This window comes from Streptococcus danieliae (assembly GCF_025447695.1).
Classification (GTDB): Bacteria; Bacillota; Bacilli; order Lactobacillales; family Streptococcaceae; genus Streptococcus; species Streptococcus danieliae.
This window is the reverse complement of sequence record NZ_JAOBSU010000063.1, coordinates 1-10,483: the sequence shown is the minus strand read 5'-3', so window position 1 is coordinate 10,483 and position 10,483 is coordinate 1. Positions and strand designations below refer to the sequence as shown.

General features: G+C 46.4%; 11 protein-coding genes. 6 read left to right on the top strand and 5 right to left on the bottom strand.

What is annotated here, in order from left to right; translation table 11 throughout:
* Window positions 1–131 precede the first annotated feature (131 nt).
* From N4310_RS05580 to N4310_RS05560, 5 genes are all read left to right on the top strand, one after another.
* Window positions 132–266, top strand: coding sequence for a hypothetical protein (locus tag N4310_RS05580; RefSeq protein WP_262092406.1), 135 nt, complete (start codon window positions 132–134; stop codon window positions 264–266).
* A 138-nt stretch (window positions 267–404) separates the two neighbouring features.
* Window positions 405–782: a hypothetical protein gene (locus N4310_RS05575; RefSeq protein WP_262092405.1), complete on the top strand. Its 378-nt coding sequence runs from the start codon at window positions 405–407 to the stop codon at window positions 780–782.
* Between the two features lie 437 nt (window positions 783–1,219).
* Window positions 1,220–2,635 (top strand): PTS system trehalose-specific EIIBC component, encoded by a 1,416-nt coding sequence (gene treP, locus N4310_RS05570; RefSeq protein WP_262092404.1) that lies wholly within the window; start codon window positions 1,220–1,222, stop codon window positions 2,633–2,635.
* Window positions 2,636–2,692: 57 nt separating this feature from the next.
* Entirely contained in the window at window positions 2,693–4,339 is a 1,647-nt protein-coding gene (gene treC, locus N4310_RS05565) for an alpha,alpha-phosphotrehalase (RefSeq protein ID WP_262092403.1), read from the top strand.
* Window positions 4,340–4,342: 3 nt separating this feature from the next.
* Window positions 4,343–5,065, top strand: a complete 723-nt coding sequence (locus tag N4310_RS05560) for a UTRA domain-containing protein (protein ID WP_262092402.1) — start codon at window positions 4,343–4,345, stop codon at window positions 5,063–5,065.
* 87 nt (window positions 5,066–5,152) lie between these two features.
* On the opposite strand, the gene N4310_RS05555 is transcribed toward N4310_RS05560, so the two are convergent.
* The 4 genes from N4310_RS05555 to N4310_RS05540 are packed head-to-tail and all read right to left on the bottom strand — an operon-like array spanning window position 5,153 to window position 8,711.
* Window positions 5,153–6,343 carry a CapA family protein gene (locus N4310_RS05555; RefSeq protein ID WP_262092401.1) on the bottom strand — a complete coding sequence of 397 codons (1,191 nt, stop codon included), beginning with the start codon at window positions 6,341–6,343 and terminating at the stop codon, window positions 5,153–5,155.
* A gap of 11 nt (window positions 6,344–6,354) precedes the next feature.
* Entirely contained in the window at window positions 6,355–7,293 is a 939-nt protein-coding gene (gene msrB / locus N4310_RS05550; RefSeq protein ID WP_262092400.1) for a peptide-methionine (R)-S-oxide reductase MsrB, read from the bottom strand.
* Between the two features lie 9 nt (window positions 7,294–7,302).
* Window positions 7,303–7,842, bottom strand: a complete 540-nt coding sequence (locus tag N4310_RS05545) for a DUF4352 domain-containing protein (protein ID WP_262092399.1) — start codon at window positions 7,840–7,842, stop codon at window positions 7,303–7,305.
* A 14-nt stretch (window positions 7,843–7,856) separates the two neighbouring features.
* Entirely contained in the window at window positions 7,857–8,711 is an 855-nt protein-coding gene (locus N4310_RS05540) for a mechanosensitive ion channel family protein (protein WP_160332990.1), read from the bottom strand.
* A gap of 209 nt (window positions 8,712–8,920) precedes the next feature.
* On the opposite strand from N4310_RS05540, the gene sstT reads away from it, so the two are divergent.
* Window positions 8,921–10,129 (top strand): serine/threonine transporter SstT, encoded by a 1,209-nt coding sequence (sstT, locus tag N4310_RS05535; protein WP_262092398.1) that lies wholly within the window; start codon window positions 8,921–8,923, stop codon window positions 10,127–10,129.
* Between the two features lie 52 nt (window positions 10,130–10,181).
* On the opposite strand, the gene N4310_RS05530 is transcribed toward sstT, so the two are convergent.
* Window positions 10,182–10,418, bottom strand: a complete 237-nt coding sequence (locus N4310_RS05530) for a hypothetical protein (protein WP_262092397.1) — start codon at window positions 10,416–10,418, stop codon at window positions 10,182–10,184.
* Window positions 10,419–10,483 lie beyond the last annotated feature (65 nt).

Sequence of the window (10,483 nt, the reverse complement as noted above, 5' to 3'; positions counted from 1 at the left end):
AGTAGTATTTTTAGTCTAACTCTACTATAACAGGATTTATTCCTTTTTTGCGTTTACACAAGATATTGTACACTCTCGAATTTTCACCTGATGAAATTCATAACATTGCACAAAAATCAGAAGATCAAACCATGGTTGACCGCTATGTCAAACAGCTAACAGACCATATCCTGGAAACCCGTGTCACGCCACCTATCTTCAATCTCCAATGGCTTTATGACCTAACTTTTGATGAAAAGCAGGTTCTTCATCTGGGAGATGAATGAACTTAGGGGGAAGCTTTAGATGATCCAGAAGCCTTGATTGGATAGGCTTCTGGATATCATTCCCACTGGAATATTAATTGTTCGCTTAAAGTATTAGAATATTTGGATCGTGGCCTAGTAATCCAGAAAGGTATTTTCATGAAAAAAAGAAAAAAGCTGATTCGCATCCTCTTACTTTTACTGGCTACCGCTATCTATATTTTTACCAATCTCAGTTGGCATCAAATTTATTATTATACCCACTCTCAAAAAACCGATAAGCGATTGACACCTATTGTCGTCGTCTATAATTTGGGAGAGATTATGTTCAAACCCAAACGAGAAACGGATGGAAAATATGAATATGTGTCTCCAGGTAATGCTATTAATTACAATGAATCGGATTCATTCTCATATTCATTTAAATCAGGAAGTAAAATATCTACTCTTAACACCTCTGTCGGTTTATACTCTCATAATGACGATATTCAATTGGCTTTTCAGCTAGACCCTAATAGAGTTCCTGCAAAACAGTGACAGAACCTGAGATTTATCGGAGTCATCACTTGAAAAAGACTGAGTTACAAAATGTTTCAGTGTGGTTATGCGATCTCTTCTGCTGAGAAATGGGATCTAATACATTAGTTCCGCAGGAAGTCTAATCTAAAAATAACGAATATCTATAAATACTCCCCAGATGATATCACGGAAGAAAAGCCTACTCCTGAAGACCAAGCTATCGTTGATCGCTACGTCAAACAGCTGACAGACCATGTCCTGGAAACCCGTGTCACACCACCTATCTTCAATCTCCAATGGCTTTATGACCTGACTTTTAATGAAAAAAAGGTTCTTCATCTGGACGATGAATGAGACCCCGCTTAACTTTTTTGAAACAGCCCCTTGACAAGTCTAGACAAGTCATCTATAATTTGTCTAGACAAGTTTAAAAAACGCTTTCCAAAGGAGAACTTATGAAAAACGATGTCAGCAAAATCGTTCAGGCCATTGGTGGCAAGGACAACATCACCAGTGTAACCCACTGTGTCACCCGGCTTCGCTTTATTCTAAAAGATGAAGGCCAAGTAGATGAAGCTGCCCTCGATCAAATTGATCTGGTTAAGGGGCAATTCTCTGCCAATGGTCAATACCAAGTTATCATCGGACCTGGTATTGTCGATAAGGTCTATGACGAATTGGTCTCACAAACAGGGGCTGCGGCTGTCTCCAAGGAAGAAGCTAAGGAACAAGCTGCCCAAGATTTGAATCCGCTGCAAAAATTGGTTAAACTGTTAGGAGATGTCTTTGTTCCAATCCTACCAGCCATCATTTCTTCTGGTTTGCTCTTGGGGATCAACAATGTCCTTACCCAGCCAGGGATCTTTGGAGCTCAATCCATTGTTGAAATGTATCCTGGTTTTGCGGGATTCGCAGGTATCGTTAACTTTATTGCGGCGACTTCCTTCATCTTTATTCCTGCCTTGGTCGGTTGGTCTGCTATGACCCGTTTCGGTGGTTCACCACTTCTAGGGATTGTCTTGGGCTTGGTTCTTTGCCATCCAGGTTTGACTTCTCAATATGCCTTGTTTGATGCCAACACAGGTGGTCTTGCAGAAATTCCAACTTGGGATCTCTTTGGTCTTCCTGTTCAGCAAATGAACTATCAGGCACAGGTTCTACCATCTCTCTTTGCAGCCTTTATCTTGGCCAATGTTGAAAAAGGGCTCAACAAACGTGTCCCAGACAGCTTGAAACTCTTGGTTGTTGCACCAGTTTCCCTCCTAATCACTGGTTTCTTGGCCTTCACCATTATTGGTCCTGTAACCATGTGGTTGGCGACCCAAATTACCGGTATCATGATGGCCATCTTCAGTACCGCTGGCTGGTTGGGAGGTCTGATCTACGGTACCTTCTACGCACCGCTTGTCATTACTGGTATGCACCACATGTTCCTTCCAGTCGATCTGCAATTGGTCGCTTCTGAAAACGGAACCTTCTTGTGGCCAATCCTGGTTATGTCAAACGTCGCTCAAGGATCTGCAGCCCTCGCCATGATGTTGATTTTCCGTAAAAACAAAGACAGTAAAAACGAAAGTATGGCCCTCACTTCTGCCATCTCTGCCTGGTTGGGGGTTACAGAACCAGCCATCTTCGGGGTAACCCTTCGTTACAAAGCAGCCTTCTTGGCAGCCATGGTATCCGCAGGAATCGCGGGAGCTGTGCTCGGTTCTATCCCTGTTCTGGCCAACTCTGTTGGTATCGGAGGTATTCCTGGAATCCTCTCCATTATTCCACAATATTGGGGCATCTTCGCCCTTGGATTGGCTATTACGATCGTCCTTCCAGTTGTATTAACCTTTGTCTTCATTCGCTTTGAGAAAAAAGACTAATCTGATCAAGAGGCGAGGGCTCAGTCCTCGCCTCCCATTTTTTTAGAAAGGCTTTTCATGAACGATTCATTATTTTCTAAAGTTGTCTATCAAATTTATCCCAAATCCTTCAAAGACAGCAATGGCGACGGATTCGGAGATCTGTCCGGTATTCTTGAAAAACTCCCTTATTTGAAAAAATTAGGAGTCGATATTCTCTGGCTCAACCCTTTCTATGTGTCCCCTCAAAATGATAATGGTTATGACATCGCGGATTACCGGGCCATCGATCCCCGCTTCGGGACCATGGAAGACTTTGAAGAATTAGCCCGCCAGGCCAAAACCATGGGAATAGGCATCATGCTAGACATGGTCCTTAACCATACGTCGACCGAGCATGAGTGGTTCCAAAAAGCCCTAGCCGGCGATAAACGCTACCAAGCCTACTACTATATCCGTGCCCCCAAAGCCGATGGCAGCCTACCTACCAACTGGCAATCCAAGTTTGGTGGCCCAGCTTGGCAACCTTTTGGAGACACCGGCAAGTATTACATGAACCTCTATGACAAAACCCAGGCCGATTTGGACTGGCACAATCCAGAAGTTCGCAAGGAACTCTACGATGTTGTCAACTTCTGGCGGGAGAAAGGAGCTTCAGGCTTCCGCTTTGATGTCATCAATGTGATTGGTAAGGACGAACTACTTGTGGACAGCGTCAATAACCAGCAAGAAAAGAGCCTTTATACTGACACGCCAATTGTCCATGACTACCTACAGGAGCTCAACCAAAATAGCTTTGGTCAGGATCCAAACATCGTCACGGTTGGTGAGATGTCCTCAACCACTATTGAAAACTGTATCCTTTACACCAGACCAGACCGCCATGAACTGTCAATGACCTTTAGTTTTCACCATCTAAAAGTCGACTATAAGGATGGCGACAAATGGCAAAATCAGGCCATGGACTTTGCGGAGTTGAAACGGATTCTCAACGACTGGCAGGTGGGCATGGATCAGGGCGGCGGCTGCAATGCAGTCTTCTGGAACAATCATGACCAACCACGCGCCCTCACCCGCTTCACCAATGATGGTCCCTATCGGGTCGAGTCTGCAAAAATGCTGGCACAAACCATCCACATGATGAAGGGCGTCCCTTATATCTATATGGGTGAGGAAATCGGGATGACCGATCCTGGTTTCACCAGCATGGATCAGTACAAGGATATTGAAAGTATCAATGCCTACCAAATGCTGCTAGAGCGCGGTCTTAGTGAAGCGGAAGCCCTAGAAGTCATCCAGGTCAAATCGCGCGACAACAGCCGGACACCGATTCAATGGAATGACCAAGCCTATGCCGGCTTCTCTACCAGCCAACCCTGGTTAGAAGTGGCTAGCAACTATCCAGAAATCAATGTCGAGAAGGAACTGGCTCAAGGGACGATCTTCCCTTACTACCAGGAACTCATCCGTCTCCGCAAAGAGCTGCTAATCATCCAAGAAGGTTCCTACCAACCACTCTTGGTTGACCACCCCCAAGTCCTGGCCTACAAACGCCAGCTGGGCGACCAAGAACTGCTTGTCTTCAATAACTTCTACGACCAAGCAACCACTGTCTCTCTGGAAAACACCAACTACAATTACCTTCTTGGCAACTACGGTGAACGGGAAGCCAGCAACCAATTGGAACTCCGTCCCTACGAGACCATTGCCTTCCTAAGCCGCTAGCCTATGACTGAAAAAAAATACCAAGTTATTTACGAGCAACTCAAGCAAGAAATTCGACAAGGAGACCATCCCCAGGGGCAACTGCTGCCATCCGAAATGGAGCTTTGCCAGCGCTTTGAGACCTCCCGGGAAACCCTCCGCAAGTCGCTCCAGTTGCTCCAAAATGATGCCTACATTCAAAAAATTCGTGGCAAGGGTTCCGTCATTATCTACGACCCCTCCCTCAACTTTGAATTGGCCAACCTAACCAGCTTCCAGGAAATCAACCACGGACTCGACCAACCCTACCAAACAGTGGTTGCCCTGGTCGAGAAAATCAAGGCCAAGGACTACCCCCAGGTCAAAAGAGCGCTGCAACTAAGAGATTTTGACCCCATCATCCGGGTTATCCGCCTTCGTAAAAAAGGAGACCAGGTCAACATCGTCGACATCGACTTCTTCAACCCCCAGCTGATTCCCGGACTAACCACGGAAGTAGCCCAGGGCTCCATCTACCGCTATATTGAAGAGAACCTAGGTCTAGTCATCAGCCACTCCGCTAAAACCATTACCTTCCAACCAGCGGATTCCAGTCTCACAGACTATTTCCAGAACTTGGATCCAGCTTATGTGGCCCTAGTTGAAGCTACCGTCTTTCTAGGCGACGGCCAACCCTTTCAGCTCAACCAGTCTCACCACAGACCCTCCTCCTTCAAATTCACTAATTTTTCCCGTAGACACCCTTAAAAAAACCGGTTCCTCCAACTAAAACGGAGGAACCGGTTTTTCGTATTATAAATTCAAAGTAAGAAAGTTCACCAACTTTTCCATCAATCACTTCGGCCATTTGATGGCTAAGAGCTCATTGGTTGCCTGATAGGCTTCTTCGATTCGTGCTTGGGTGTCTGGATCTAGTTGGTTGGCATGGCGACCACCGGACAGGAAGTCTTCGATAATCAAGGTCTGGTAGGAATATTGAGGGAAGGCTTCTTGGGAGTAGGTCCCCTTGTCCACACGGCTAACCCAGGTAGGGTGGGCTTTGACAGAAGTAATCTGGGTCTTGTCTCCTTTTTTCTTCACTTCCACATCCATGAGAACTCCACGTTCGGTCCACTCGGCATTCAGTAAGCCATCCAGACTTTCAATTCGCTGATTGGAGATGAAATTGCCCATGGAGTAGATGATAAACTTAGACTCCCCATCCTTTTCAAGGGTTTCCGTCGGCTCTGGGACATGGGGATGACCGCCAAATACCAAGTCAGCACCCCAGTCAACCATTTTATGGTAAAGCTCGATTTGTTCCTCAGTTGGCTCCAAGCGGTATTCCTCGCCCATTTGCGGCATGACAATCGTGATATCTGCTTCTTTCTCCGCCCGCTTGATTTCGGCTTCCATTTTTTTCTCATCTAAGTCCGAGAGAACAGCCTCATACTCTTCTGGGCTAAGCCCAGCTTCCAACCCATTAAAACCATAAGCATAGGCCAGCAGCGCAATCTTGATGCCATTCACTTCTCGGATCACCAAGGGCGCTTGATCGCGCGGCTGATCCGGATAGACGCCAATCGGCTCAATACCAGCGTCCTTGAAAGCCTGAGCTGTTGTTGCAACTCCTTCCAATCCCGAGTCTAAAATATGGTTGTGGGCCAGATCCACAACATCATAGCCAGCCTCCTTGATCGCCTGAACCACCTGTTCTGGTGTATTAAAGAAGGGGTATCCCGCTAGAGGATAGTCTGGGTTAATGGTCCCTTCAAAATCGCCCAGGACCAGGTCAGCTTGCTCCAACCAAGGCTTCACATAAGTGAAATTCTCCGAAAAGTCATAGCTGCCATCTGCCTGCTCCGCCGAATAATAAAGCAAGTCATGGTAAAGCAAATCGCCATTAGCCATAATCCGAGCCTCTGTCACTGGATCAGCTGCCTGCTTGGCCAGCATTTCCTCTACATAGGGGCGACCAAAGTAGACACCGGCTCCCGCAGCCAGCACAGCAGATAACAGAGCTGTCACAAATACGTCTTTTTTCATAGATGCCTGTCCTAGTCAAAGAGTCCGAGTAAGTAACCGTAGCCCTCAGCTTCCATCTCTTCCTTGGCCACAAAACGTAGGGCAGCACTATTGATGCAGTAACGAAGTCCACCAGACTCACGTGGACCATCTTCAAAGACGTGTCCTAGATGGGCATCACCAGCCCGGCTCCGAACCTCGATCCGGCGCATACCATGACTCAAATCTTGCCGGTATTGGATCAAATCCTTAGCAATTGGTTTTGAGAAACTAGGCCAACCGCAACCGGATTGAAATTTATCTGTTGATTGGAAAAGCGGCTCTCCAGAGGTAATATCCACATAAATTCCTTCTTGGAAGTGGTCATCAAAGCGATTGTCAAAGGGACGCTCAGTTGCGTTTTCTTGCGTCACGGCGTACTCTTCCTCAGACAACTGTTCCCGCAAAACCTCTTGCTCCGGTTTCTGGTAAAGAGACGGATCAATCAAGGGTTGGTAAGCATCATTGACGTCGATATGGCAGTACCCCCCTGGGTTTTTCTTGAGATACTCTTGATGGTAGTCTTCAGCCGGAATATAGTGGCGAAGTGGCTCTACTTCAACAGCCAAGGCTTGGTTGCCAAAATGCTGGGATTGCTCAGTCATTACCTGCTCAATCACCGGTAGATCATCCGCATACTGGTAGTAAATCCCCGTCCGGTACTGGCGACCACGGTCATTCCCTTGGCGATTTACACTGAGGGGATCAATCACCCGGAAGTAGTACAGTAAAATTTCCCGCAAGCTAATCACTGCCGGATCATAGGCTACAAATACCGTTTCCGCATGGTCAGTCTCCTTCAAGAGGTGATAATTAGTCGTTTCAACCTGACCATTGGCGTAACCGACACTGGTCTCCTGAACTCCATCAATACGGGAGAAATATTCTTCCAAACCCCAGAAACAACCACCTGCTAAATAAATTGATTTCATAACAACCTCCTATTCAGACGTCCATTGCGTATCATAGTGCACAAGATGATAGGGACCTGTTCCCATCTCACCATCAAAAACCAAGCGATAGTGTTCTTGATCCCCCGGTTGCAGGTTGGAGCTCAAAGACTCCTGATCAAAGGTTACACTATCTAAGAGTAGGGGCTCGCCCTCCTCATCAAATAATTCGTAACTGTAGGGATTCACACGGAAGGTATGGGCGTGACTATTTTCCACCAGCAAGTCGACCACCACCGCTGTCTCCGTCGCATCATCCCACATTTCCTGCTCTGGATCACGCGTAATGGCCTTGACCGTTACCCGTTCCCCCGTGACAAATTGCCGTGATTTATTCAGTTCTTGCTCGATAACTGTCTCGTCCTTTTGGTTCAAACCTAAAAGGCGCGCATACTGCTCATTGTCCCGAGCTAAACCTAGATAGGAAAAGAGCAGGCCCACCACAACCGCTAGTAGGAACAGATTCAGGCCCACCAAGCTAAAAATCCAGATCCAATAGGGCTGAGATCTTAAGGCCTTCTTCTCCGACATAGGGCCTCACCTCCTTAATTCTGTGCGCTGGAGCTGGAAGAGCTAGCCAACTCAATACCAGCCGCTTTGAGGGCATCCTGGTACAAGCGATACAAGGGATAGACAACCCCTGAATCCTGGCCTTGTTGAATGGGAACTGAAATCCGGTAGACAAAGCCCTCACTTCGAATCCACTGAGCCCCAAGAACCTTGGGCTGCCCCTCTAATTGAGACAGGGTCTGCAATTGCGACTGATTGACCTTGGCAATCACCTGATCCACCAAGTCAAAATCCGTTCCCGGCAAAAGAGGCAGATCCAAGGTAACCGAAACCTCCCCCCGCGACTGATTGCTGACAACCAGAATCTGACGATTAGGAATGTAATAGAGGGTTCCATTCCCATCCCGAACCTGGGTCGTCCGAATCCCGACATTTTCAACCGTGCCCGACAACTTGCCCGAACCATTGGGGAGAATCACATAATCCCCAACATCCAACTGCCGCTCCAATAAGATAAAAAAGCCATTGACCATGTCTGACAAAAAGCCCTGGGCACCTAAACCGACAACAACTCCAGCCAAACCAGCTCCAGCCAACAAGGAGGATACCGGTAAACCAAGAATTGACAAGGTCCAGTAAATCAGCAGAAAGTAGAGGGCATAATTGAGCACATTGTCAATCAAATGCAAGAGGGTCTCTTTCCTAGCCGAATTGCTTTGCACAAACAAGAGGGATGGTGCAACCAACCGATGGACCAGAGCATGAATCAGCTTCTTCCCAATCCAAAATAACACAAACAGTAGGAGGAGGGAGATAAATTTCGAAATGAATTGATCTAGCACTTCCTCCCAGTGAACCCTCTCCAGGGTTCGTAATAGTAAATTTTGCATAGCTCTCCTTTTCCCTATTATAACACAGAAATATCCCTGCTTTTACTCCTGAGATCATCAATTCATTTGATGATCTCAATAAGTTTTTTTAAAATTGAATGAAAAATTAGAAAAATTCCGAACTTTTCACCGAAAAAGCGGTCAAGTGCATTGACATAAAGGCTTTCTTATAGTAGACTATTTAAAATCAAAATAAGGAGGTTTCAGTCATGAAACGTTACATTCAGGCTTGGAATAAAGCCAGTCTGATCAAGCGAATTGTCATCGGCGTCGTCATTGGTTTGGCCCTAGCCCTTGTTGTTCCATCTTGGTCAGCTATCGGAATCCTCGGAGATGTCTTCGTAGGTGCTTTGCGAGCGGTCGCTCCCCTTTTGGTATTTACTCTTGTTACCAATGCCCTCTCTAAACAACAAGAAGGCAAAAAGTCTAATATAAAGACGATTGTTGTACTTTATCTATTTGGCACATTTGCTGCTGCTTTGGTTGCTGTCATTGCTTCCTTCATGTTCCCAACAACCTTAACACTAGCAAATGCGGCCACGGATATTGCACCCCCAAGTGGTCTTGCAGAAGTTGCCCGTAACCTCTTGCTCAATATCGTTGAAAACCCTGTTAGTGCCATCTCTAATGGGAACTATATCGGTATTTTGGCTTGGGCTAGTCTCTTCGGTATGGCGATGCGTAAAGCAAGCCAACAAAGCAAGGACTTGCTCGAGACAGTTGCAGACGTTACCTCAAGTGTTGTCGCTTGGGTTATCAACCTCGCTCCTTTCGGTATCCTCGGTTTGGTCTTCAAATCCATTTCTGACCAAGGGATTGAAGCACTTCTTGGTTACGGACAGTTGGTGCTCATCATTGTCGCTACCAACTTGTTTGTTGCCCTTGTAACCAATCCAATCATTGGATTCTTAATGATGCGTAAAAATCCTTATCCACTCGTTCTTAAGACGCTTCGAACCAGTGGTGTAACAGCCTTCTTCACTCGAAGCTCTGCTGCCAACATCCCTGTCAACTTGCAGTTGTCTGAAGAACTTGGATTGGATCCAGACACTTACAACATCTCAATCCCACTTGGTGCAACCATCAACATGGGTGGAGCTGCCATTACCATCACTATTCTTACCCTTGCAGCGGTTCATACCCTCGGTATTCCAGTTGACTTTGGAACTGCGCTTCTTCTTTCGCTAGTGGCCGCACTTTCAGCTGCTGGAGCTTCTGGGGTAACTGGTGGATCTCTGCTCTTGATTCCTGTAGCATGTAGCTTGTTTGGAATCTCTGGAGATATCTCTGCTCAAGTTATCGGAGTTGGTTTCATCATCGGACTTATCCAAGACCCATGTGAAACTGCCCTTAACTCTTCAACCGACGTTCTCTACACTGCCTATGCAGAACAGAGCGCTTGGAGAAAAGATAGCTAATACCAAAAAAACCTGATCTGTTCATTAGGATCAGGTTTTTTTGTATACTCCGCTAGCGCCCTTCATTCACAAACAAGTCGCCTGCAATGCGCTTCAAAAAATAAGCTTGGCAAACGCTCGCTAAAACGTATAACAACAAAGATAGAACTAGAAGTACTAGGAGCGATAGCTGAAAACTCCAAGCAAAGGCATTCCCTGTTACAAGAATCAAGACAAAGCCTGTGACCAGACTAGCTGTCCCGGACTGAAACTGATAACCACTCAACAAAGAAAACATAGGGTGTGTCAAGAATTTTGTGTAAACTCCAAAGCAGAGTTTGAATGTGTGTATTAATCGGACAAGGAATTGTAAGG

Excerpts from the sequence above, each read along its gene's own strand:
- N4310_RS05580 (WP_262092406.1), top strand. The coding sequence starts at position 132 with ATGGTTGACCGCTATGTCAAACAGCTAACAGACCATATCCTGGAAACC.
- N4310_RS05575 (WP_262092405.1), top strand. The coding sequence starts at position 405 with ATGAAAAAAAGAAAAAAGCTGATTCGCATCCTCTTACTTTTACTGGCT.
- treP (WP_262092404.1), top strand. The coding sequence starts at position 1,220 with ATGAAAAACGATGTCAGCAAAATCGTTCAGGCCATTGGTGGCAAGGAC.
- treC (WP_262092403.1), top strand. The coding sequence starts at position 2,693 with ATGAACGATTCATTATTTTCTAAAGTTGTCTATCAAATTTATCCCAAA.
- N4310_RS05560 (WP_262092402.1), top strand. The coding sequence starts at position 4,343 with ATGACTGAAAAAAAATACCAAGTTATTTACGAGCAACTCAAGCAAGAA.
- N4310_RS05555 (WP_262092401.1), bottom strand. The coding sequence starts at position 6,343 with ATGAAAAAAGACGTATTTGTGACAGCTCTGTTATCTGCTGTGCTGGCT.
- msrB (WP_262092400.1), bottom strand. The coding sequence starts at position 7,293 with ATGAAATCAATTTATTTAGCAGGTGGTTGTTTCTGGGGTTTGGAAGAA.
- N4310_RS05545 (WP_262092399.1), bottom strand. The coding sequence starts at position 7,842 with ATGTCGGAGAAGAAGGCCTTAAGATCTCAGCCCTATTGGATCTGGATT.
- N4310_RS05540 (WP_160332990.1), bottom strand. The coding sequence starts at position 8,711 with ATGCAAAATTTACTATTACGAACCCTGGAGAGGGTTCACTGGGAGGAA.
- sstT (WP_262092398.1), top strand. The coding sequence starts at position 8,921 with ATGAAACGTTACATTCAGGCTTGGAATAAAGCCAGTCTGATCAAGCGA.